General features: G+C 65.7%; 18 protein-coding genes. 4 read left to right on the forward strand and 14 right to left on the reverse strand.

Going from position 1 to position 22515, the window contains the following annotated elements:
* Positions 1–96: 96 nt before the first annotated feature.
* From LJ737_RS11770 to LJ737_RS11790, 5 genes are all read right to left on the reverse strand, one after another.
* Positions 97–711, reverse strand: a complete 615-nt coding sequence (locus LJ737_RS11770) for a superoxide dismutase (protein ID WP_227765878.1) — start codon at positions 709–711, stop codon at positions 97–99.
* Between the two features lie 153 nt (positions 712–864).
* Positions 865–1323 (reverse strand): nucleoside deaminase, encoded by a 459-nt coding sequence (locus LJ737_RS11775; protein WP_227765879.1) that lies wholly within the window; start codon positions 1321–1323, stop codon positions 865–867.
* 138 nt (positions 1324–1461) lie between these two features.
* A complete protein-coding gene (locus tag LJ737_RS11780; protein ID WP_227765882.1) occupies positions 1462–5082 on the reverse strand; it encodes an ABC transporter permease/M1 family aminopeptidase in 3621 nt (1206 codons plus the stop codon).
* Between the two features lie 130 nt (positions 5083–5212).
* Entirely contained in the window at positions 5213–6112 is a 900-nt protein-coding gene (locus tag LJ737_RS11785) for an ABC transporter ATP-binding protein (protein WP_227765884.1), read from the reverse strand.
* Between the two features lie 107 nt (positions 6113–6219).
* Positions 6220–8823: a DUF5686 and carboxypeptidase regulatory-like domain-containing protein gene (locus LJ737_RS11790; RefSeq protein ID WP_227765886.1), complete on the reverse strand. Its 2604-nt coding sequence runs from the start codon at positions 8821–8823 to the stop codon at positions 6220–6222.
* A gap of 271 nt (positions 8824–9094) precedes the next feature.
* Between LJ737_RS11790 and LJ737_RS11795 the strand changes: the two genes are divergently transcribed.
* On the forward strand, positions 9095–10390 hold the full coding sequence (locus LJ737_RS11795; protein ID WP_227765889.1) for a sensor histidine kinase: 1296 nt from the start codon (positions 9095–9097) through the stop codon (positions 10388–10390).
* Positions 10391–10406: 16 nt separating this feature from the next.
* Positions 10407–11198 (forward strand): LytR/AlgR family response regulator transcription factor, encoded by a 792-nt coding sequence (locus LJ737_RS11800; protein WP_227765891.1) that lies wholly within the window; start codon positions 10407–10409, stop codon positions 11196–11198.
* Between the two features lie 174 nt (positions 11199–11372).
* Here the strand turns inward: LJ737_RS11800 and LJ737_RS11805 are convergent, their stop codons facing one another.
* The gene (locus tag LJ737_RS11805; protein WP_227765893.1) at positions 11373–11945 is read right to left on the reverse strand and encodes a hypothetical protein; all 573 of its coding nucleotides are present in this window, start codon (positions 11943–11945) and stop codon (positions 11373–11375) included.
* 223 nt (positions 11946–12168) lie between these two features.
* Positions 12169–12639, reverse strand: coding sequence for a T9SS type A sorting domain-containing protein (locus tag LJ737_RS11810; protein WP_227765895.1), 471 nt, complete (start codon positions 12637–12639; stop codon positions 12169–12171).
* Between the two features lie 239 nt (positions 12640–12878).
* Here LJ737_RS11810 and aspS point away from each other — a divergent pair, with 239 nt between their 5' ends.
* Positions 12879–14639, forward strand: coding sequence for an aspartate--tRNA ligase (gene aspS / locus LJ737_RS11815; protein WP_227765898.1), 1761 nt, complete (start codon positions 12879–12881; stop codon positions 14637–14639).
* Positions 14640–14733: 94 nt separating this feature from the next.
* Here aspS and LJ737_RS11820 read toward each other — a convergent pair whose 3' ends face one another.
* Both LJ737_RS11820 and LJ737_RS11825 read right to left on the reverse strand, forming a co-directional pair.
* Positions 14734–15408 carry an MCP four helix bundle domain-containing protein gene (locus tag LJ737_RS11820; protein WP_227765900.1) on the reverse strand — a complete coding sequence of 225 codons (675 nt, stop codon included), beginning with the start codon at positions 15406–15408 and terminating at the stop codon, positions 14734–14736.
* A 69-nt stretch (positions 15409–15477) separates the two neighbouring features.
* Positions 15478–16506 (reverse strand): phytanoyl-CoA dioxygenase family protein, encoded by a 1029-nt coding sequence (locus LJ737_RS11825; RefSeq protein WP_227765901.1) that lies wholly within the window; start codon positions 16504–16506, stop codon positions 15478–15480.
* Positions 16507–16724: 218 nt separating this feature from the next.
* Here LJ737_RS11825 and LJ737_RS11830 point away from each other — a divergent pair, with 218 nt between their 5' ends.
* Complete coding sequence (locus LJ737_RS11830; RefSeq protein WP_227765904.1) at positions 16725–17582, forward strand: urease accessory protein UreD; 858 nt, start codon at positions 16725–16727, stop codon at positions 17580–17582.
* Between the two features lie 285 nt (positions 17583–17867).
* Here LJ737_RS11830 and ureG read toward each other — a convergent pair whose 3' ends face one another.
* From ureG to LJ737_RS11855, 5 genes are all read right to left on the reverse strand, one after another.
* A complete protein-coding gene (gene ureG, locus LJ737_RS11835; protein ID WP_262907912.1) occupies positions 17868–18620 on the reverse strand; it encodes an urease accessory protein UreG in 753 nt (250 codons plus the stop codon).
* Between the two features lie 117 nt (positions 18621–18737).
* Positions 18738–19409, reverse strand: coding sequence for an urease accessory protein UreF (locus LJ737_RS11840; RefSeq protein ID WP_227765907.1), 672 nt, complete (start codon positions 19407–19409; stop codon positions 18738–18740).
* Positions 19410–19534: 125 nt separating this feature from the next.
* Positions 19535–21250 carry an urease subunit alpha gene (gene ureC, locus LJ737_RS11845; RefSeq protein WP_227765909.1) on the reverse strand — a complete coding sequence of 572 codons (1716 nt, stop codon included), beginning with the start codon at positions 21248–21250 and terminating at the stop codon, positions 19535–19537.
* Positions 21251–21253: 3 nt separating this feature from the next.
* Positions 21254–21751, reverse strand: coding sequence for a hypothetical protein (locus LJ737_RS11850; protein WP_227765911.1), 498 nt, complete (start codon positions 21749–21751; stop codon positions 21254–21256).
* Positions 21752–21776: 25 nt separating this feature from the next.
* Positions 21777–22514 carry an urease subunit beta gene (locus tag LJ737_RS11855; RefSeq protein ID WP_227765912.1) on the reverse strand — a complete coding sequence of 246 codons (738 nt, stop codon included), beginning with the start codon at positions 22512–22514 and terminating at the stop codon, positions 21777–21779.
* Position 22515: the final 1 nt, after the last annotated feature.

A 22515-nucleotide genomic window follows, 5' to 3' on the forward strand; every position in this document is an offset into this window, starting at 1 on the left:
CGCCGTGGCAAAGGGTTCCGGCGGACGGCTTTCAAGGACGCAAAAAAGCCCCGCACGGGGCCGTGCGGGGCTTTCGGGTCGGGAAGCGGACGATGCTTAGGCGGCCGACGTCTCCGAGAAGCGGCGGTTCACCTCGTCCCAGTTGATGAGGTTATAGAAAGCCTGGATGTAGTCGGGGCGGCGGTTCTGGTAGTTCAGGTAGTAGGCGTGCTCCCACACGTCGAGGCCCAGCAGCGGGGTGCCCTTGCAGCCCGAGTCGGGCATCAGCGGGTTGTCCTGGTTGGGGGTGGAGCAGATCTGCAGGTTGCCGTCCGACATCTTGCACAGCCACGCCCAGCCCGAGCCGAAGCGGGTGGTAGCGGCCTTGGTGAATTCCTCCTTGAACTTGTCGTAGCCGCCGAAGGTCGTCTGGATGGCGTCGGCAATGGGGCCGGTGGGCTCCCCGCCGCCGTTGGGCGAGAGGATTTTCCAGAACAGGTCGTGGTTCCAGTGGCCACCGCCGTTGTTGCGCACGGCGGCCGGGGCGGCGGCGATGCTGTGCAGAATTTCTTCCAGCGACTTGCCTTCCAGGTCGGTGCCGGCAATAGCGTTGTTGAGGTTGGTGACGTACGCCTGGTGGTGCTTGGTGTGGTGGATTTCCATCGTCCGGGCGTCGATGTGGGGCTCCAGGGCGTCGTAGGCGTAAGGCAGGGCTGGCAGTTCGAAGGCCATAGTGTGAAGGGGGTGAGGAAGGGTGATGAGATGGGTGAAAAACCCGCCGGCCGACCGGCATCGGGCCGCCGGGCACGCAATGTGTTGCCGGTATGCTAACCGCCAAGGCGGGGCGTGGGTTACAAAATAGTCCTACGCCGGCGCCAAAAGTAGCTATTTCCGCCGCTCGGCAAAGAAGCGCTGCATCAGGGCGGCGCACTCAGCGGCCAGCACGCCCGTGACGACCTGGCAGCGCGGGTGCAGCAGCTGCCCGTGCCGGGAGTAGCCCACTTTGGGCTCGGGCGTGCCGTAGACCACCCGCGGCACCTGGGCCCAGGCCGCGGCCCCGGCGCACATCACGCAGGGCTCCACCGTCACGTACAGGGTGCAGTCGTGCAGGTACTTGTTGCCGACGAAGTTGGCCGCCGCCGTCAGGGCAAGCATTTCGGCGTGGGCCGTCACGTCGCGCAGCTGCTCAGTCTGGTTGTGCCCGCGCCCGATGACCTGGCCGGTGCCGTTGAAGGCCACCACCGCCCCGATGGGAATTTCGCCGGCGGCGTAGGCCAGCTCGGCCTCGCGCAGGGCCTGGCGCATGAGGCGTTCGTGCTGGGCGGCGCTAAGGGAAGGTTTCATAGGGGGCGGCTGGAGCCACAAAGGTATGGCTCCGGTAGCTGAGCTGTGGGGAGTTGGGCAGACGCCGCTTCGCCCTCTGGGCAACAAAAAAGCCCCGCATCAACCGATGCGGGGCTTTTTCTCGACGGAAAAGTCAGCTTACGCCTTCTTCTCCTCCGGAATCTTCACGTTGTCGTCCGGGTTGCGGTCGATCAGTTTGTTGAAGGGGTCGATGCCGACGCGCTCGGGCTTCTGCGGCACGGTCAGCTCGATGCGGTTGCGGCCGGGCCGCAGGCGGCGCTTCTGCACCAGCACGGGCACATCGTGCCACTTGCCGGCCTTGTCCTTCTCGCGGCCCATGATGCCCACGTCGACGAAATCCTGGGTTTTGGCGGCGGTTTCGTTGCCCAGCGAGTCGGCGTAGAACTTCTTGGTGTCGACGGTGAACTGCACGCGGTACTGCCCGTTGGGCAGCTTGCGGTAGGAGGCCGAGTCGACCTTGTTCTCGTAGAGCGTAATCTTCTCGAACATATCCGTCACCAGGTACTGCAGGGAGTCGGGCGTGTGCTTGCGCAGGTAGCCGATGAACTCCACCGAGTTGGTGAAGGGCGGGCGCTGGAACGCCACCTGCTGGCGGTACTCCTGGATGGCGGCGTTGACGGCGTCCTCGCCGATGTAGTCCTGCAGGGCGTACATCACCAAGGAACCCTTGCGGTAGTGGATGTAGGGCTGGTTTTCGACCAGGTACAGCGGCACTTCCTTTTTCTGCTCGAAGCCGCGGCCCGAGAGGTAGTCGTCCAGCTCGTAGCGCAGGAATTTCTTCATCTTCTCCGGGCCGTAGAGGTGCTTCATCACCATCAGGGCGCCGTACTGGCTCAGCGTTTCCGACATCAGCGTGGAGCCCTGCACGTTGCCGCCGATGATCTGGTGGGCAAACCACTGGTGGGCCACCTCGTGGGCCGTCACGTAGAGCGGGTAGTCGATGTCCTTGGGGTCGGTGGAGTCGACTTCGGCAATGAAGCCGATGCTTTCGGAGAAGGGAATCGTGTTCGGGAACGACTGCGCGAAGCCCGCGTAGCCCGGGAATTCGAGGATGCGCACCTGCCGGTGCTGGTAGGGGCCGAAGTGCGAGGTGTAGTAGCTCAGGCCTTCCTTCACGCCCCGGGCCATGCGCTTGAGGTTGTACTCGTGGCCGGGGTGGTAGTAGATTTCAATCGGCACGTTGTTCCACCGGTCCTTGTACACCGCGTAGCGGGCCGAGAGGAAGGAGTAGAAGTTTAGGATGGGCGCGTCCATCTTGTAGTGGAAGTAGCGGCGCCCGTCCTTGGTCCATTCCTTCTGCAGGTAGCCCGGGGCAATGGCCAGCTGGTCGGGCGAGGTGCTGACGGTGGTTTCGAAGCGAATCCAGTCGGCGTCGTTGCTGATGTAGGTGTTCATGCGCGCCGCCGAGTCGTTCACCGCGGCCATGCGCGGCTTGGGCTTCAGGCCCTGCTCCTTGCGCGTGTCGTCGTCGCCCAGCTCATACTCGGGCTGGTAGCCGATGTGGGGCAGTAGCTGGGAGTTGACGAAGGTGCCGTTGTACACCATGCTCGTGTTGGAGCCGCGGTTCTGGAAGCCGGGGTTGGTGTAGGCCAGGTCGAAGTTCAGCTGCACCGAGTCGCCGGGCTGCAGGGGCTGCTGCAGGCGCAGGATGCGGTAGTCGGCGTCGCCGATCTGGTCGTGCAGCACCTCCTTGGCCGGGCGGCCCAGCGCCAGCTGCTTCACCTCGGCGTCGCTGGCGCCCATCAGGTGCACCGAGTCGATGGCCTGCCGGGTGCGGTTGACCAGCCAGTAGCTGCCGCGGAAGCGCACGTCGCGCTCCTGAGGGAAAATGTCCACGTTCACGTTGACGGCCGAAATGCGCGGCTGCGCGGCCTTCTCGAAGCGCTTGTACTTGCGCTCAAAGGCGGCGGTCAGCTCGTCGCCCTCGTCGGAGGTGCGGTACTCGTTCAGCACGTTGGTGTTGTAGAAGATGTAGCCGCCCAGCCCCGCAAAAGCCAGCAGCGCCGCCCCGGCCACGGCCGCCAAGGCGGGCGAAAAGCCGTAGCGGGCCTGCTGCCAGCGCCAGGAGAAGCGCGTTTCGGTGCCGCGGGGCCAGAGCAGCGAGGACGCCAGGGCCAGCAGTACCGCGAAGGCGCCCCAGTAGAGCTTAAAGGCCACGTAGGGCCACACGAAATGCCCGTAGCCGTTCATGGCCGAGTAGAGCACCGAGGGGCCGGCGTTCGGGAACAGCAGGTTGTGCTCGATGCCCAGCGTGCCCTTGAAGATGTTCAGGGCGTAGTACAGGATCATGATGAAGTGGCCGAGGAACTTGTTGTTCACCAGCACCTGCACCAGCATGGCCAGCACGCAGAGCACCAGCATGCCCGCCAGGCGGAAGCCGAACAGCTCCTTCACGTACACGTCCAGCTCGTAGTCGAAGTAGCCCTTGGCCGTTTGCAGCAGGATGCCGCAGAGCATGACCACCGCCAGCAAGATGACCTGAATGGCCATCAGCGCGCCCAGCTTGGCCGCGAAGGGCACCCAGGCGGGCATGGGCATGGCGTCGTAGATCTGGTTGACCTTACTGTCCCGCTCGCGCCACACCAGCTCGCCGGCGTAGAAGGTGATGATGATGAGCTGGAACAGGGCGAAGGTGCCGGCTAGCAGCTGCACCACCTGCGGGGTGGTGGGGAAGGTGTTGGTGCCGTACATCTTGCCCACCTGCAGGCCCGAAATCAGCAAAAACAGCACGCCCGCCCCGGCAATGCCGATGAAGTACACGCTGCGCACGGTGCTCAGGAACTCCAGGCGCAGCAGGCGGCTGAGCTGGGCCCAGGCCAGCCCGGCCGTGAAGTGCGGGGTGACGCGCGGCAGCACCAGCTTGCCCGGCGCCTCGGCCACGCCCAGGGCACCCTTGGGGCGCGGGCCCGAGTCGGCCGCGTTGGCGAAGGAAAAGCGGAACACGGCAAAGCAGGCGCCCAGCGTCACCAGGCCCACGGCCAGCCAGAGCAGGCGGTTTTGCACCACCCACTCGCTCCAGGGCAGCAGCAGCGTGTTCTTTTCGGCCACCGTCCAGTAGCGCTGCGTCAGGTCGATGGCCTGGCCGCCCAGCGGGTCGAGCAGGCTGCGCAGGGTTTCGTTGTCCATGTCCTGCTGCAAGGTGCCGCTGATGGTGTAGAGCACCAGAAACAGCACCCCGCCCAGGTAGATGGCCAGGGCCGAGCGCGTGAGCGTGGCCGCCGTGAAGAAGATGGCGCCGGTCAAGAACACGTTCGGCAGCACAAACTGCAGGTAAGGCAGCAGGTAATTCGCCAGCCGGTTGGGCCCCAGCCGTTCCGGGTCGATGGTGGGCCAGAAGGTGGCCAGCCAAGCGCCCAGGGCCGCGCCCAGAAACACCAGCATGGTCACCACAAACGAGCCCAGGAAGCGGCCGCCGAGGTAGCCGGTCTTGGTAATCGGGGCGGTGTAGTACAGCGAGTGGGTGCGGTGGTCGAAGTCGCGGAACACCGGCGTGCCCATCATGGCCGAGGTGATGAACACCCCGAACAGGCTGATGACCGTCAGCAGGGTGTTGATCTGGTAGGCCGAGTTGGCCAGCATTTTGCCCGAGGCGCCGCCCACCGTCACGTTGACGCCAAACGCGCCGGCAATGGCCAGCATGAACAGAAAGGCCATCAGGGCCAGCAGCCCGAAGTAGATGTACGTCGCCGGCCGCTTCAGCCGGTAGCGCAGTTCGAAGAGGAATATTTCGAGGAACATGGTCGCGTCGTGGTTGTCCCCGTCATCCTGAGCAAAGCGAAGGACCTTCCCACGTCAGATAGTAACTATCCGACGCCTGCCGTTCAGCGGGCATAAGGTCCTTCGCTCTGCTCAGGATGACGGGCGTTTTTTAGCCGTTCACCTGAGCAGCAGCCACCTGCTCGGCGGCGTGGATGCGGGCGAAATACACGTCTTCCAGCGTAGGCTCGATGCCCTCGAAGCCATTGCCGGGCTGGGCCAGGCTGTGCACGTGGATGATGGTCTGGCCGGCAAACAGGCGCGAGCTAATCACCGAAAACTGCTGCTGGTAGCTGTCCAGCTCGTCCTTGCGGATGGTGCGGCGCCAGATCTGCCCGCGCATTTCCTCAATGGCGCGCAGCGGGTCGCCGGTATAGAGCACCTGCCCCTTGTTGATGATGGCAAACTGCCGGCACAAATCCGACACGTCCGACACGATGTGCGTGCTCAGAATCACAATGCGGTCCTCGCCGATTTCGGCCAGCAGGTTGTGGAAGCGGTTGCGCTCCGTCGGGTCGAGGCCGGCGGTGGGTTCGTCCACAATGATCAGGCGCGGGTTGCCCAGCAGGGCCTGGGCAATGCCGAAGCGCTGCTTCATGCCGCCGGAGTAGCCGCCCAGGTTCTTGTTGCGCACGTTGTAGAGGTTGGTCTGCTGCAGCAGCGCGTCGACCATTTGCTTGCGCTCGGCCTTGTTGCTGAGGCCCTTGAGCACGGCAAAGTGGTCGAGCAGCTCGGCGGCCGTCACCTTCGGGTACACCCCAAACTCCTGCGGCAAGTAGCCCAGCACCTGCCGCACCCGCTCGGGCTGGCGCAGCACATCGATGTCGCCGAGCTGAATCGAGCCTGCGTCGGCCTGCTGCAGGGTGGAGATGGTGCGCATCAGCGAGGACTTGCCGGCGCCGTTGGGGCCCAGCAGCCCGAACATGCCCGGCTCAATGCGCAGGCTCACGTCGTTGAGGGCCTTGGTGCCGTTGGGGTAGGTTTTGGAGAGGTGTTCGATCAGCAGTTCCATGCACGCAAAGAGGTTGGAGGTAGAAGAGGCATTGAAAGAATCGGGGATAAGATAGCAGATCGGGCAGCGGCGTTGTCCGGATATCCGCATTTCATTTCCCTTCAGGGCTACAGGTCGCGCCAGAGCCGCACCCGCAGGCCCGTTTCGCGGGGTTGGGTGGTGCGCAGCGTGGTTACCACATCGGCCCGGGCGTGAAGCAGCAAAAAGTCGCGCTGCAGGCCCGCGCCCACTTCGGCGTACTGGCCCAGGGCGGGCGTGTGCAGGTAGTGCAGCGTGAGCATTTCCTGGAGCTTGAGCTGGCGCAGCAGGGGTGCCTTGTTGAGCAGAAAGCCCTGGAAGCCGTGCTGCCAGTGGGCCTCCACGAAGCGCTGCCGGGTGCTGAAGCGGTAGTAGTCGAGCAGCTGGAACTGCGCGAAGACGGAGGTGAGCAGCAGGCGGTTGCCGGCGAAGTGACGGTAGTCCATAAACTGCAGCCGACTTGCCCACACAAAGCCGCCGGCGGTGGCCGTCAGGGTGCTCTGGCCCAGCAGGCCCAGGCGCTGGGTGTGGCGCAGCCCGGCTTCGGCCAGCAGGTAGCGCACGTCGGCCCCGAGCACGGGCAGCGCCTGGCGGGCGTGCAGCTGCAGGGTGGGGTAGCGCGAGCCGAACACCACTTTGCGGTCGGGCAGGGTGAGGTAGCGCTGCCCGGGCTGCCAGTTCAGCGTGGCTTCGGCCAGCAAGGCCTGGCTACGGGTGATGGGGGCGAGGTTCAGCTCCACGCTGACGGGCTCGTTGGGGGTGAAGCGGCGGCCCGGCACGTCCAACATGAGGCGGTCGGTGTGGTTGCGTAGGGGCTGGCGGTCGGCATAGCTCAAGTCAGCCCGCAGCGTGAGGCCGCGCGCCAGCTCCCCGCTCAGGCCGGCGGCCACGGCGTCCTGCTGGTAGAGCTTGGCGTAGTTTTCGTTGCGCCAGAGCGTGTAATAGGTGTTGTAGGCCGGCGTGAGCTGGGTACGGTCGTTGAAGTCGAGGATGCTGCGGCCGGCGGCGAAGTGCAGCGTGCGCAGCCGCTGGGGCTGCCACAGGTACTGGCCGGCCAGGCGCGGGCTCAGCAGTCGGGCCGCCGCCCCGTAGCGCAGCGTGGGCGTCAGCATCAGGCGGCGGCCCCCGGCGTAGCGCTGCTGGTAGGTGCCGCTGGCGTGGAGCACCACGCCTTCCACCGTGTTGTACTGCAGCAACTGGTCGAGGGGCAGGGTGGCGAAGTCGTGCTGGCGGCGGGTGCGGCGGTAGCGGTAGCCCCCGCCCGCAGCCGTCAGCGGGCGGAAGCGGTTGAAGACGCGGTCCAGCGAATCCTGGTAGGCCGGCAACTGGCGGCGCTGCTCCAAGCTGTCCTGGCTGCGGTGGTGGCGCTGCTCATCGGCCGTGAGGGGCACCGGGCGCAGCTCGTCCCAGTAGGCGGCACTTCGTTCATTGGCGCCCGTTTCCACCCGCCGCACCTCGCCGGGGCGCAGGGCGTCGGCATCGGAGGCGGCCGGTCGGGCGGCCTGGCGGGTCAGCCGCCGCAGGGCGGCGCGGCGGGGCGCGGCGGCGAATTGCGCGGGCGTTTCAGCCGTGACTGCGCCGGAGGCGGCAGCGACCGGGGCGGGCTGAGCGCGCGGGAAGGCGGGCACCACGTCGCGGTAGCTCAGGTACACGCCGTGAAAGGTGCCCTGCACTTTGAAGCCGAACACCGAAAGGCCGAAGGTGAGCTTTTGCGACTGGCGCACCCACACCTCGGGGGCGCCGGGCGCGGGCATGAACTGCTGCTCCACGTGCAGGCTTTCCAGGTCCTTGAGCACGCTCCGGTCCAGGCTCAGGGCCACGCTGTGCAGGTGCCAGCTGCCGTCGACCAGGTAGATAAAACCCGAGTAAGCCGGGTCCTGCGGGTGGCGCGGCGCTACCCGGATCTTGTGAATCAGCCGTCCCGCCTCGGTGCTGCTACCCACCAGCTCGTAACGGTAGTGCAGCAGCGCCCCGTCGGCCAGCGGTGAGACGATGCCGCGGGGAGCGAAGCTGGCCCGTTGCAGGTTCTGGTACAGGTCCATCTGCACCGCCGCCACCCCGCCGCTCCCAAACTCCTGGCTGCGTCCGCTCACCCGCGTCGAAATCACCCGCTCCTGCGCCGGGCCCGGCTGCCGGAACCGCAGCTCCGACACCGTTTCCTCCAGGCGCAGCACCCGCGGGTCGAGGCCCGGCGGGGGCGGGGGCAGCTTGGCGCCGAGCAGCGAGCTGGGCATTTCGGTCAGGCCCACCACGGTTTTGAGGTAGGCGCGGGCCTGGTAGGCGGCCACTTCGCGCTGGTGGTAGCGGCGCCAGGCAATGGCCTGCTCCATCAGCTCATAAGCCGGGTCGCGGCCTGGGGCGCGCACCACCACCTCGCCCAGCCGGTAATTTTCAGCTGTCAGGGCCACGTCCAGCGCCAGCACCGAGTCGCCGGCCGGCACGCGCACGGCCTCCAGCCGGGCGGCGTAGCCCACGTACTGAAAGGCGAGGGTGTAGCGGCCAGCCGGCAGGCGCAGCTGATAGCGGCCCTGCTCGTTGGCCGCGGCGCTGCGGTCGGTGCCGCGGGCGGCCACGTTGGCAAAGCTCAGCGGCTGGCTCTGGGCATCGGTCACCCGGCCCTGCACCACCCCGGCCCGGGTTCCCACGGTACTGATCAGCAGCAGGAACGGGAGCAACAGGCGGGACAGGGGCATGGCTGGGGAGGTGGAGGAAGGATGGGCAAACCTAAGCCGGCCCTGCACCCGGGGGCGCCCAAATCGACCAACGCCGCCGCCGCCGCCCGCAACGCCACCCCGCGGCGGGCCCCCGGCGCCGGGGCGGCGTTGCGGGGGCAACCGGGGCGGTTGGCCCCGGCCCCGGCTGCCGTTGGTCGATTGCCACGGGCGGGTTGCCGGTAGGCTGGCTATTTTCGTGTACCGCGGCGACCCAGCCTGGGCGTTGGGCGCGGCTTCTTTTGCATTGTCTATGGCTGAATTCATGAAGCGCAGCGCCTCGGCCCTGGCCGCGTGGTGGCTGCGGCCCACCGCACCGGGCGCCATTCCGCGCGGCATTCACGCGCTGGTGTGGCTGCTGCTGCTTGGCACCAACCTGCTGCGGCTGGGGGTGCGCTGGGTTATCGACGACCGCGCCGGGTGGTCGTGGCCGCTGATGCTCACCGACCTGGCCCTGACGGTGCTGACCTACGCCGGGCTGTTTTACTTCACCTGGAAAGTGGTGGTGCCCCGTCACCTCGACCGCCAAAAGCCCTTGCGCCTGCTGCTGGTGGTGCTGCTGGCCGTGACGGTGACGGGCTTGCTGCGCCTGACCACCAACGTGGCCCTGGGGCTGATGCCCTCGGTGGTGCCCAGCAAGGTCGACGTGGCCCCGCACCCCGATTCCGCGTCCGACTCGTTTCTGGCGGGCTTGCGCGCCGGCTACCGCGAGGGGTACAAGTCGGCGTCGGCGGCGGAGCAAGCCGGGCGGGGCACCAACCGCACCTCGGGCAAAAACATCGTGCCGGCCACGCTGCTGGTGATGCTGCTGGGCATTTACCTGCGCCTGGGCCACGACCACCAGCGCGAGCAGCGCCGCCGCCAGCAGGCCGAGCGGCAGCAGCAGGAGCTGGAGCGGCAGCACCTGGCGGCCGAGCTGAGCTTGCTCAAGGCTCAGATCAACCCGCACTTTCTCTTCAACACGCTCAACAACATCTACTCCCTGGCCACGGCCCACGACGTGGAAGCCCCCGCCGCTACCGCCGTGCTGCAGCTGGCCGATCTGATGCGCTACCTGCTCTACGAATCGGCCACCGACACCGTGCCGCTGCACAAGGAAGTGACGCACCTGCAAAACTTTCTCAGCCTGCAGCTGCTGCGCCTGCCCGGAGCCGGCCCCGAGAGTCTGCCCTTCCGCGTGGCGCCCGAGCTGGCGGCCTCCAGCCTGCCCGTGGCGCCCATGATGCTGCTGCCGCTGGTGGAAAACGCCTTCAAGCACGGCGACCTGACGGCCCGCCCTCACGCCGTGGAGCTGGAGCTGGGCCTGCGCGGGCAGGAGCTCACCTTTGCGGTGCACAACCGCCGCCGGGCCCCGCGCCCCGGCCCGGCCCAGCCCGGCGGGGTGGGCCTGAGCAACCTGCGCCGCCGCCTGCAGCTGCTCTACCCCACGCGCTACGGTCTGCACGTGGAGGAAACGCCCGATACCTACCGCGCCACGCTCACCCTGCTGCTCACCCCGGCCGAGGCCGCGTTTGCGCCCCAGCCCACTGCCCAACTAGCTTCCGCCTAGCCGCCTTTTCTGCCCCATGGAAACCGCCTCTGCCGCCGCTTCGCCCACCCGCGTGCTCACTTGCGTCGCCGTCGACGACGAGCCGCTGGCCACCGCCGTCATGCAGCGCTACTGCGCTCAGCTGCCGTTTCTGCAGCTGGTGGCCACCTTCCACGACGCCATGTCGGCCCTGGCTTACCTGCAGACGCACCCCGTCGACGTGGTGTTTCTCGACATCGAAATGCCCGGTCTCACCGGCATTCAGCTGGCCCAGATTCTGCCGCCCGGGCGTACCCGCGTGGTGCTCACCACCGCCTACGACCAGTACGCCGTGCAGGGCTACGAGCTGGGCGTGGCCGATTACCTGGTCAAGCCCATCGGCTTCCAGCGCTTCGTGCAAGCGGCCAACCGCCTCTACCACAGCTTTGTGCCGGCCGATACGCCGGCCGCACCGGCTGAGCCCGCCTCCGCACCCGTTGCCCACGCGGAAACACCGCCCGCGGCGGCCGATGCCATGTTCGTCAAGAACGAGCACCGGCTGCAGCGCGTGGCCTTCGACGACATCCTCTACATCGAAGGCATGAAGGACTACCTGATGATTTACACCGCCGAGAGCGGCAAAATCCTCACCCTACAGTCCTTCCGGCGCGTGGAGGAGGTGCTGCCCCCGCAGCGCTTCGCCCGCATCCACAAATCCTTTTTGGTGGCGCTGAACCGCATCGAGCACGTGGAGCGCGGCAAGGTGCAGATTGCCGGCCGCCTGCTCCCCGTCGGCGACGCCTACCGCGACGGGTTCATGGGCTTGATTCGGGCCTACAACCAGCTGTGAAAAAAGCGTCTGGGGCTACGGCTTCCCAGGAACTGTCATCCTGAGCAAAGCGAAGGACCTTACCGCACCAAAACGATACTCGTTACAACGACTCGTTTCGATGGGATAAGGTCCTTCGCTTTGCTCACGATGACCAATTTGATCAGTTCACGCTCTTGGCGCAGGCAAGCAGGCTTATTTCAACTCCACGCTCTGCATGATGGCCTGCGCCACGGGCTGGTACTGGGCCTGTTCTTCCACCGGGCAGATAAAGTGAAACACGTACTGCTGGTCGCCCTCGATGGCGTACTGCATCAGTTCGTAGCGGCGCAGCGGTGCCATCATTTCGCGGCCGCGGCGGTTGTCGGCCAGGGTCGAGACAAACTCCAGCACCATGAAGTCGCGCTTGTTGATGGTTTTGATGTCGCGGGTGATGACGTCGACCTTGGAGTAGGTGCTCTTGAGCTTCGATTCGTAAATCTTGAGCAGCAGGCCGTAATCCTTGCTGCTGAACGTGGTTTGCCGGGCGGCAATGCTGTAGTCGATGCGGCCGGCCGGGTTGCTGTACACGGCCAGGGGCTTGCGCACGGCCGGGTACTTGCTGGCAATGGCGTCGTCGGGCAGGGGCTGAAAGTCGGCGGGCAGCCCGACGGTAAGGTTTTTGGCTACCTGCACCTTTTTCAGCTTGGGCGGGGCAAAGGCGGCCAGCGCCAGCAAAAGCAGGGCTACAAAAAGGGTACGCGGAAATCGGGGCAAAGCGGTTTTCATGGCAGTCATCGGCGGCAAAGTAACGCAGCCGGCAGCGGGAAAATTTCGGGGTGGGGGAGGTAGCCGGGCAAAACGAGCAGAACGGCATGCCGAGCGCAGCCGAGAGTCCGCAGCACGGCGTAGCCGATTGCGCAGGGTGAGGGCTGAGCGAAAAAGAACGTCATGCTTCGACAAGCGCAGCATGACGTTCAAGGGACGTTCTGATCGATCAGTCCAGAGCCGATTAAAACAGGCCCTTTTTCTTCTTGGTGCTCGACACCGGCGCGGCGGGGTACTTGATGTTCACCTTCTTCCAGTACAGGTAGTTGTCGATTTTGGCTTCTACCAGGTAGGTGCCGGCCGGAATGTGGCCCAGGTCGACGGGGGCGCCGGTGTGGGTGGCCGGGTCCAGGGCCGTTTGGTACACCACGGCCTTCTTGTAGTTGGTCATGGTGAGCGTGCCGGGCTTGGTGAACTGCTGGGTGAAGCTCAGCAGCACCGCGTTGGAGTTGGGCTTGGGAAACACGTCGATGCCCGACAGCGTCTCCACGCGCTTGATGCCGCCGTCGAGCACCAGCGGCTCGGCGCCCGACTTGGATTTAATTTCGGTGCCGGTCGTCTCCGACTTGGTTTTGGTTTTGACCTTGGTCTGGGCCTGGGCGGCCGAAACGGTGAGCAGGGCGGTGGCGGCGAGCAGGTAAGCAGCGCGTTTCATGGGCGGAAAAGGTATTCTGCCGGGGGCAGACAACAAGTGAAATGACAAGGTACGGCCCCGCAAAGGTAGGCCGAGCGGCCCGATGCACATTCCGGGCCAAATTGCACAACGCGCCTTGTACGTGCCAATCGGGCGCGCGGCTTCCTATCTTTGCCGGCTCCTGATTTGATTGTCCGGCCGCTGCCGAGCGGCTCCACCTTGCCCGCCACCGACGCGCGTGCGGGCCTACTGCTTCGATTATGCTCCGAACCCACACCAACGGCGAATTGCGCCAGGAACATGTTGGTCAGCCTGTCACCCTCTGCGGCTGGGTGCAGCGCACCCGCGACAAGGGCGCCGTGCTCTACCTCGACCTGCGCGACCGGTACGGCATCACGCAGGTGGTGTTTGAGCAGGGCGTGGAAGCCGAACAACTGCGCGAGCAGGCCCGCGAGCTGGGCCGCGAATTTGTGGTCAGCATCTCGGGCACGGTAGCCGAGCGCTACTCCAAAAACCCCAACCTGCCCACCGGCGACATTGAAATTCGCCCCACCGCGCTGACGGTGCTCAACGCGGCCAAGCTGCCGCCCTTCCTCATCGAAGACGACACCGACGGCGGCGACGAGGCCCGCATGAAGTACCGCTACCTCGATTTGCGCCGCAACCCCGTGCGCCGCAACCTCGAGCTGCGCCACCGCCTCGCGCAGTCGGTGCGCCGCTACCTCGACGGGCAGGGCTTTCTGGAAGTGGAAACGCCGGTGCTTATCAAGAGCACCCCGGAAGGCGCCCGCGACTTTGTGGTGCCTTCGCGCATGAACCCCGGCCAGTTTTACGCCCTGCCCCAGTCGCCGCAGACGTTCAAGCAGCTGCTGATGGTGTCGGGCTTTGACCGCTACTTCCAGATCGTGAAGTGCTTCCGCGACGAGGACCTGCGCGCCGACCGCCAGCCGGAATTCACCCAGATCGACTGCGAAATGGCCTTCGTGGAGCAGGAAGACATTCTCAACACGTTCGAGGGCCTCACGCGCCAGCTGTTCGTGGAGGTGAAGGGCTTCGACCCGGGCGAGTTTCCGCGCATGACCTACGCCGACGCCATGCGCCTCTACGGCTCCGACAAGCCCGACACGCGCTTCGCCATGCAATTCGTGGAGCTCAACGACGTAGCCAAGGGCCAGGGCTTCCCGGTGTTCGACAACGCCGAGCTGGTGGTGGGCATCAATGCCTCCACCTGCGCCTCTTTCACCCGCAAGCAGCTCGACGAGCTAACCGACTTCGTGAAACGGCCGCAAGTCGGCGCTACCGGCCTGGTGTACGCCCGCGTGGAGCCCGACGGCACGGTGAAGTCGTCGGTGGATAAGTTCTACAGCCAGGAAGTACTGCAGCAGTGGAAAGCGGCTTTCGGCGCCCAGTCGGGTGATTTGCTGCTCATCCTGGCCGGCCCGGCCGACAAGACGCGCAAGGCCCTGAACGAGCTGCGCCTGGAAATGGGCCAGCGCCTCGGACTGCGCAACAAGGAAGACTTCAACCCGCTGTGGGTGGTCGACTTCCCGCTGCTGGAGTTCAACGAGGAGGACGGCCGCCACTACGCCATGCACCACCCCTTCACCTCGCCCAAGCCCGAGGACATTCCGTTGCTCGACACCAACCCCGGCCAGGTGCGCGCCAACGCCTACGACTTGGTCATCAACGGCGTGGAAATCGGCGGCGGCTCCATCCGCATCCACGACCGGGCCGTGCAGGCGCGCATGTTTGAGCTGCTAGGCTTCTCGCCCGAGGAAGCGGAGGCGCAGTTCGGCTTCCTGCTGAATGCATTCGAGTACGGCGCTCCGCCCCACGGCGGCATTGCCTTCGGCTTCGACCGCCTCTGCTCCATGTTCGGCGGCGCCGACTCGATCCGCGACTTCATTGCCTTCCCCAAAAACAACTCCGGCCGCGACGTGATGATTGACTCGCCCTCGGAAATTTCGCCGGCTCAGCTCAAGGAGCTCAGCATCGATACCAAAGTGGAAGCGGGCAAGTAGCAGCCCCAACCAGCTGAAGCCACGAGCGGCGCCTGATGCATCAGGCGCCGCTCGTGTTTTATCGGAAACTACCGCTGATCAAGCTCGGAGGCAACTAGTTCAGCCGGAAATTCTTCGTGCTCTTCGGGAGCAGCGGGTGCCGGTCGAGCAGCAGCGCCTGCAGGATTAGCAGCGTAACGACTACCAGCACCACGATTTTCAGGTTGCTGACCAAGCCGGCGTCCACCTCCATGTTTTGGGAGCTTTTGGAAAGCTCCTCGCCGACCCGCTGCTGAATCTGATTGAGGCAGGTCAGGTCGTTGTGGATGCGCGTGAACTGCTGCTCCAGCCGCCGCGTCTGCGTCGGGTCGGCGGGGCCAGCCGCAGTCAGCAGTTCCCGTTCGAGGGCGTTGTAGGAGCGCAGCCGCGCCTTGAGGGTGCCGAACACCCGCGTTTCCTCGGCCACGAGGTAAGTGGCTTCGTAGCGGTTGAGAATGGAGTCGACCTCCACGTTGCGGCCGCCGAGTTGCACCTGCACGTAGTGCTGCCGGGCGGCCGAAGGGCGCGTCAGGTAGCTGGCCAGCAGCTGCTGCTTGGTGTACATCAGGTCGTTGAGCTGAAACAGGCCGGTGGCCGGCAGCAGCCGGTCTTGGTACAGCGACGCCGCCGACGTGTTCATGGCGTGCATCAGGCGCTTTTCCCAGACGCTGCTGCCGAGCACGACGAGCAGCACAACCAGAAACAGGGCCGCGGACTTGGCTTTACGGGGTAGGCGCTGGGGGTGAGTCATGGCTGGGGTAAGTAAAGGGAGCACCTGTAAAGTAAACACAACTGGCCGGACGAGCCCGGCCGGGTCCGGTCACAGCCACGCCATGTTTTCCTTGAACTCCACCGGGTACATGTTCAGGTACTGCACAATGCGTGGGTAGCGGCCGCGGTTCGGGCTGCTGCCGTGCGGGAGCATGTGGTGCCAGATGACAAAGTCGCCGGCTTCGGCGGCAATGGGCACGGCTTGCGCGTCGAGGTTGACTTGGCGCGCATCGGTGCCGGCGGGCAGGCTGGCCAGCCAGGGCTCCAGGGTGCGGTGAAAGCCGGGCACGCAGCAGAAGGCGCCCTGCTCGGCCGGGGTGTCGCAGAGGTAGAGCAGGCCCTGGGTACCGAAGCGGAAGGGCGGCTCCAGGCTCATGTCCCAGTGCAGGTGCGGGCCCTGAAAGGGAAAGGCCGGCGTTTCGGGCGGGTTGAAGCTCGTGCGGTCGGTGGTTTTCCACAGGTCGGCCGTGTGCCAGAGCTGCGCAAAGGCCTTGTGGATGCGCTTGGACTCGCGGTTGGCCCGCAGTGTGGGGTGGTGGTAGAACTCCATCATGATGCCCTTGCCGATGGGCTTCTGGTACCACGTGGCCGGGTCCTGCGGATGCATACCCAGGGCCTCCCACACGGCTTCTTCGGTGGCGCGGGCCTGCTCTTTCGACACGGCCCCGCGCACAATCACGTAGCCGTGCTCGTCCCAAAACGCCAGGTCGGCCGGGCTGAGCACGTCGTCCAGTTGCTCGATTTCCTGCAGGCTGCGCTGCAGCGCGTCCGGGTAGGGCTGGCCCGAAAACAGGCTGTTGAGGCGCGCCACTTGCAGCGGATCGAGTTGTCCGTTGTGCTTGCCGAGCACCCAGTCCTCGAATTCGGCGAAGCTCGGCGCCATCCGCAGCAGGTACTGCACGGTTTCTTCGAGCGGCAGGCCCAGCCCGTTCAGCAGCACGTTGTCGAAGCGCCAGCTTTGCGCGGTGGACTCGATGTGTGCGCCGCCGCGCCGGGCCAGGGCCCGCGACCAGTAATGCTTCAGGTACTGGACGCCCAGCGTCCCCGTTTCTTCAATGCTGACCAGATCCTGCGGCATGCGTAGTTGCGTTCAAATAGTACATAAACCCCGGCCGGTGGCACCGACCGGCCAACCGCGGCAAGGTAAAAGGAATACCCGCAACGCGGCAACTGCTGGCCCAGGCGCGCAACGGCACGGCGGCCGGCCAGGCCGCGCCCCGCCGGCCGCGCATTCTGCGCCGGAAAACCGGATATTCGCTGCTCATGATGCCATCAACCCCACTTGCGCCGCCAACGGTGCCAACCCGCGAAACGTGGAGCCTGATCGAGGTGGCGCTGGTGCGCGGGCACTCGCGCCTGGTGCGCAGCCGCAGCGTGCAGCCGCTGAAGCTGCTCAACCCACGCGCCGCGGGCGGCAGCTGCCACGTCATGCTCTCCAGCTACGGCGGCGGCATGCTGGCCGGCGACGCCATTCGGCTGCGGGTACGCGCCGCGGCCGGTGCCCGCCTGTTCGTGGGCACCCAGGCCAGCACCAAAGTGTATAAGTCGCCCGATGGGATGGTGGCCGAGCAGCTGATAGAGGGCGAGCTGGCCGCCGGGGCCGTGGCCGTGGTATTTCCCGATCCGGTGGTGCCGCAGGCCGGCAGCCGCTACCGGCAGGCGCAAAGCTGGCAGCTGGCCACCGACGCCCTGCTGCTGCTGGCCGACTGGTTTACGGCCGGCCGCACCGACGCCGGGGAGCGGTTTGCCTTCGGGGCTTACCACGCCGAGCTGCGCATCCGCCGCGCCGACCGCCTGCGCGTGCTCGACCGGTTTAGCTTCGAGCCCGCGGCCCACGTGGCCGCCTCGCCGGCCAATTTTCAGCAGTACCAGACCACGCTGTCGGTGTACTTGGTGGGCACGCCCGGCGAAGCGCGGTTTGAGCGCCTGGGGGCGGCCCTGCTGGCCCTGCAGATGCCCACCCGCCAGGAGCTGGGCTTTCACCTGCCCGCGCACGCCTGCGTCCTGACGGTGGTGGCGGCCCGCCCCGACGTGTACGTGCTGCGCGCCGCCGCCCGCTCCCGCCTCGACCTGCAGCCGTTGTGCGAGGCCCTCATGCAGCTGGTTGCCGCCGACGACGTGCTCGGCCACAACCCCTGGACGCGCAAGTATTAGCCCGTGCCGGCACTTGCTGTCATTGCCAGGACGTAGAACGGCAGCCCCCGCCGTCATTGCAAGCGAAGCGCAGCAACCGTTCCTCTAGTAGCACTGCCGCTACAATCCCTACTACCTGAAAGCGGCAGCGCCCGAGACTGTAGCATTCAGTTTCGGGCGCTGCCGGTTTTAGCTTTTGCCAGCGGGGCCGTCGTGCCGCTGGCCGGAGGATTGGCTATGCCTTCCTTCGGTTGCCACGCTTCGCTCGCAACGTCGCCCAACCGGGCCGCTGCTGGCAATGCCGTGCTAGCGGCGGTCTTCGCGCACGGACGCCAGGGCGCGGGCCTTGGCCTGGTGAATGTGCTCGATGATGACGTCCAGGTTGTGGCCGTCGAGGGCGCGGGCGAAGACGAAGGGCCCCTCGCCGCGCATCTTGCGGGCGTCGCGGTCCATCACCGAGAGGTCGGCGCGCACCAGCTCGGCCAGGTCAATTTTGTTGATGACCAGCAAATCCGACTGCGTGATGCCGGGCCCGCCCTTGCGCGGTACTTTGTCGCCGCCGGCCACGTCGATGACGTAGATGGAATAATCGACCAGCTCGCGACTGAAGTGGGCGGCGAGGTTGTCGCCACCGCTTTCCACGAACAGGTAATCGAGTTGCCCGAAGCGCTGCATGAGGCCCTCCAGCGCGTCCATGTTCAGGGAAATATCCTCGCGGATGGCCGCGTGGGGGCAGCCCCCGGTTTCCACCCCCACGATGCGCTCGGGCGGCAGGGCGTTGTGGCGGGTAAGAAACTCGGCGTCTTCGCGGGTGAAAATGTCGTTGGTGACCACGCCCAGCTCGAAGTCGGCGCGCAGCCGCTCGCACAGGGCGCGTAGCAGGGCCGTTTTGCCAGTGCCTACCGGCCCGCCAATGCCCACGGTGAAGGCGCGCTTGCGGAAGTTGCGGTAGGAGGGGAGCTGGCGGGTGTCGCGGGCGTGAAAGTCTCCGGGCGAGGCGTAGTATTCGTGCGGGTTGTGGCCGTGGAGTAGAAGGGCGAGTTTGTCGACGAAGGCCATTGGAGGAAAGACTTAGGAAAAGGCGGTCGTGTCGAGCGCCGCCGAGGCATCTTATTGGGTCTACGATCAGACATCAACCCGCGAGAAGTCTCGACAAGCTCGACATGACGGGCACCGTTAGTTCTGAAACAGCTTGGAGTAAATGTCGTCGTGCAGGCTCTGGGCCGTGTCGAGCAGAAAGGCTGAGCGGGTGGCTTGCTGGTAGCCCCGGCCGGCGCTGCTGGCCAGCAGTTCGTCGAACACCGCGTAGAAATCGTGCTGCAGGCGGTGGCCCTCCATCGGGCCGATGACGCCCAGGCGAATGGCCGCGCTGATTTGGTCACGCAGGGCCATGTGCAGGTACATGGCCTGGATGTCGGGGGCGGGAAAGTCCAGGCGCGTCAGGGCCAGGCCGAACGCGGGGACGAAGTGCAGGGGCAATTCGGTCTCGCGGAACCAAGCGCCGATGGCGTCCAGCGCGGCCTCGGGGTAGAAGGATTCGAGCAGGCGCAGCCAGTTTTTGCCCTGGGCGAGGCTGGCGCGGTGCAGCGCGGGCACCAGCAGCAGCGCGTCGTACTCCTCGGCCACGGGGCGCAGGCCCGCGTCGAGGCTGGCGTGGTGGCTGCACGAGAGCAGAAACGGCAGCTCCAGGCTGGCCGCCTGCTGCAAAAACGAGTACAGGTAATGGCGCAGCTCGAAGCCCGAGCGAATCAGCCCGAACGTAACGCTGCTCTCCAGCCCGTACGAGTAGGCGAAGGAGCCCGTCGGAATGGCCGAGTCCACAAGGTGCAGCAGGCGAGCGAAGTGCATGGTTGGTGCGTGGTTGGTGGCGCTTCGTGCTGGGTGATGTTCAAGGGGAAGAGTATGGCGAAGGCGGAAAGTATGGGAACCGAAAGGCCACCAAAAACCAATCACCTGGCACTACCCACCAAGCACTAAAACAGGTTGTACAGCTGGGCCAGTGGCACTTTGGTGGCCGGCTCGCAGGTCAGGTGCTGGCCGTCGACGGTGACGCGGTAGGTTTCCGGGTCCACCTCGATGTTGGGCAGATAATCGTTCAGAGCCATGTCCTTTTTCTGCACCGTGCGGCACCCGCGCACCGCCACCACCTGCTTGCTTAGCCCGTAATGCTGCTGCACGTGCGCCACCGACGCCTGCGACACGAACACCATCGACGTCTGGCCGATGGCTTGGCCGAAGGCGCCGAACATGGGGCGCGAAAACGAGGGCTGGGGCGTGGGGATAGAGGCGTTGGCGTCGCCCATCTGGCTCTGCACGATGATGCCGCCTTTAAGAATCAGTTCGGGCCGGGCCCCGAAAAAGGCCGGTTTCCACAGAACCAGATCCGCCAGCTTGCCCACTTCCACCGAGCCGATTTCCTGGCTGAAGCCGTGGGCGCGGGCGGGGTTGATGGTGTACTTGGCCACGTAGCGCCGGGCGCGGAAGTTGTCGTGCCCGCTGCCGGCGTCCTCGGGCAATTGGCCGCGCTGCTGGCGCATCTTGTGGGCCGTTTGCCAGGTGCGCGTGATGACCTCGCCCACCCGACCCATGGCCTGGGAGTCCGACGAAATGATGCTTAGCGCGCCCATATCGTGCAGAATGTCTTCGGCGGCAATGGTTTCGCCCCGGATGCGGCTTTCGGCGAAGGCCACGTCCTCGGGAATGTTGCGGTCGAGGTGGTGGCAGACCATGAGCATGTCCAGGTGCTCGTCGATGGTATTCACCGTGAAGGGCCGCGTGGGGTTGGTGCTCGACGGAATGACGTTGGGCTCCCCGCAGATTTTGATGATGTCCGGGGCGTGGCCGCCGCCCGCGCCCTCGGTGTGGTAGGAGTGGATGGTGCGCCCCTTGAACGCCGCCGTGGAGGTTTCCACGAAGCCGCTTTCGTTGAGCGTGTCGGTGTGGATGCACACCTGCACGTCGTACTCCTCGGCGATGCTCAGGCACTGGTCGATGGCCGCGGGCGTGGTGCCCCAGTCCTCGTGGAGCTTGAAGCCCAGCGCGCCGGCTTCCACCTGCTCGCGCAGGCCCTCGGGTTTGGCCGAGTTGCCCTTGCCCAGGAAGCCGAAGTTGAGCGGCCAACCCTCGGTGGCCTTGAGCATCATCTCGATGTAAAACGCGCCGGGCGTGCAGGTGGTGGCCGTGGTGCCAGCCGCCGGGCCGGTGCCGCCGCCCACCATGGTCGTCACGCCCGAGGCCAGGGCTTCGGGTATCTGCTGGGGGCTGATGAAGTGGATGTGGCAGTCGATGCCGCCGGCGGTGAGGATGAGCCCCTCGCCGGCCACCACTTCCGTGGTCACGCCCACCGTCATGCCCTCGGTCACGCCCGGCATGATGTGGGGGTTGCCGGCCTTGCCGATGCCCGAAATCCGCCCGTTTTTCACCCCGATATCAGCCTTGTAGATGCCGGTGTAGTCGAGCACGAGGGCGTTGGTGATGACCAAATCCAGCGCCTCGGCCTGGCTGATGCCGGCGGCCTGGCCCATGCCGTCGCGCAGCACCTTGCCGCCGCCGAACTTGCATTCCTCGCCGTACACGCAGTAGTCCTTTTCGACTTCAATCACAAGGTCGGTGTCACCGAGGCGCACCCGGTCGCCGACCGTGGGGCCGTACATGTCGGCGTAAGCGCGCCGGTCAAGGGAAAGGGACATAGGCTACTTCGACAGAAAAAGGGCCGGCGACTGGTAAAAGGCGTGAATGGTGGCCAGCAGCGGCGCCAGTGGTTTGTGCTGGACTAGGCAGTTGTAGAACTGGTTGTTCACGGAGTAAGCAAGAACCTGCCCGTCGACAATCTTGAGCAGGTACGGAAAGCCTTTGCGCTCCTGAACGCCGGCCAGCATCCGGGAAATGAAGGCTTTGTCCGCACCGGCTCTAACCGCGCTGCCCTCCACGAACACGACGCGCACCGCCGGTTCCAGCAGCGGCACTATCTGTTCTTGAGCAAAAGCCACGCTACTTTTGCGGTTGTTGTAGCAGAAGAACTCCGTGCCATTGGCGGCCAGCAGGAAACGTTGGTAGCGCCGTTGGAACTGCCGCTCTTCCAGGTAATTGTAAGCCAGGAGGAACGGAATAAACGGAAGCGCCAGCAATAGAAAGCTACCCAGCACCAAAGCGGCCACCGCAAATCCTAACGCCTCCTTCAGTCTTTCCATGGTAGTACGCAGAGTTGCAGACGGCTTAGCGGGGAAGCTTGGCTAAGGCCGCTTCCCGGGCCCCGGTCGCTTCCAGCGCCCCGTCAATCCACCCATTCCCGCCGTACACCACCCGCTCCCCGGCCAGCGCCACCAGCGTCACGCGTTTCCGCTCGCCGGGCTCGAAGCGCACAGCCGTGCCTGCCGGGATGTTGAGCCGGTAGCCATAGGCGGCGGCGCGGTCGAACTGCAGGCGGGCATTGGTTTCGAAGAAGGGGTAGTGCGAGCCTACCTGCACCGGCCGGTCACCCAGGTTGGTCACCTCAATTTCCACGGTGGCGCGGCCTTCGTTCAAGGTCAGCGGCGCCTCGGCCAGCAGGTACTCGCCGGGCGCGGCGTTGATGAGCGTGTCGGGCGAGGCCGTCTGTTCCCGGCGCGTGAGGCCCGAGCCGTAGAGGGCCAGCTCGGCCGAGCCGGTTTCGCGGCAGATGGGTTCGTGCACGGTTACGAGCTTGGTGCCGTCGGGGAAGGTGCCTTCCACCTGCACCTCGGGCAGCAGCGCGGCCACGCCTTCCAGCACGTCCTGCAAGCCCAGAATCTGCTTGCCCTTGTCCATGAGCCCGGCCACCGATTCCCCGTCGCGGATAAACTCCAGCAGCTGCGTGGCCAGCAGGGCCACGGCTTCGGGGTAGTTCAGGCGCAGGCCGCGGGCGTAGCGTTTCTGGGCCACGAAGCCGGCTTGGTGCAGCACCAGCTTATCGAGGTCTTTGGGCGAGAGGTGCATG

Source organism: Hymenobacter sp. 15J16-1T3B, assembly GCF_020711235.1.
Taxonomy (GTDB): Bacteria; Bacteroidota; Bacteroidia; order Cytophagales; family Hymenobacteraceae; genus Solirubrum.

Coding starts and splice junctions, on each gene's coding strand:
- LJ737_RS11805 (WP_227765893.1), bottom strand. CDS start 11,945: ATGAAAACCGCTTTGCCCCGATTTCCGCGTACCCTTTTTGTAGCCCTG.
- LJ737_RS11810 (WP_227765895.1), bottom strand. CDS start 12,639: ATGAAACGCGCTGCTTACCTGCTCGCCGCCACCGCCCTGCTCACCGTT.
- LJ737_RS11785 (WP_227765884.1), bottom strand. CDS start 6,112: ATGGAACTGCTGATCGAACACCTCTCCAAAACCTACCCCAACGGCACC.
- ureC (WP_227765909.1), bottom strand. CDS start 21,250: ATGTCCCTTTCCCTTGACCGGCGCGCTTACGCCGACATGTACGGCCCC.
- LJ737_RS11840 (WP_227765907.1), bottom strand. CDS start 19,409: ATGCACTTCGCTCGCCTGCTGCACCTTGTGGACTCGGCCATTCCGACG.
- LJ737_RS11800 (WP_227765891.1), top strand. CDS start 10,407: ATGGAAACCGCCTCTGCCGCCGCTTCGCCCACCCGCGTGCTCACTTGC.
- LJ737_RS11780 (WP_227765882.1), bottom strand. CDS start 5,082: ATGTTCCTCGAAATATTCCTCTTCGAACTGCGCTACCGGCTGAAGCGG.
- LJ737_RS11795 (WP_227765889.1), top strand. CDS start 9,095: ATGGCTGAATTCATGAAGCGCAGCGCCTCGGCCCTGGCCGCGTGGTGG.
- LJ737_RS11790 (WP_227765886.1), bottom strand. CDS start 8,823: ATGCCCCTGTCCCGCCTGTTGCTCCCGTTCCTGCTGCTGATCAGTACC.
- LJ737_RS11775 (WP_227765879.1), bottom strand. CDS start 1,323: ATGAAACCTTCCCTTAGCGCCGCCCAGCACGAACGCCTCATGCGCCAG.
- ureG (WP_262907912.1), bottom strand. CDS start 18,620: ATGGCCTTCGTCGACAAACTCGCCCTTCTACTCCACGGCCACAACCCG.
- LJ737_RS11770 (WP_227765878.1), bottom strand. CDS start 711: ATGGCCTTCGAACTGCCAGCCCTGCCTTACGCCTACGACGCCCTGGAG.
- LJ737_RS11820 (WP_227765900.1), bottom strand. CDS start 15,408: ATGACTCACCCCCAGCGCCTACCCCGTAAAGCCAAGTCCGCGGCCCTG.
- LJ737_RS11825 (WP_227765901.1), bottom strand. CDS start 16,506: ATGCCGCAGGATCTGGTCAGCATTGAAGAAACGGGGACGCTGGGCGTC.
- LJ737_RS11855 (WP_227765912.1), bottom strand. CDS start 22,514: ATGCACCTCTCGCCCAAAGACCTCGATAAGCTGGTGCTGCACCAAGCC.
- aspS (WP_227765898.1), top strand. CDS start 12,879: ATGCTCCGAACCCACACCAACGGCGAATTGCGCCAGGAACATGTTGGT.
- LJ737_RS11850 (WP_227765911.1), bottom strand. CDS start 21,751: ATGGAAAGACTGAAGGAGGCGTTAGGATTTGCGGTGGCCGCTTTGGTG.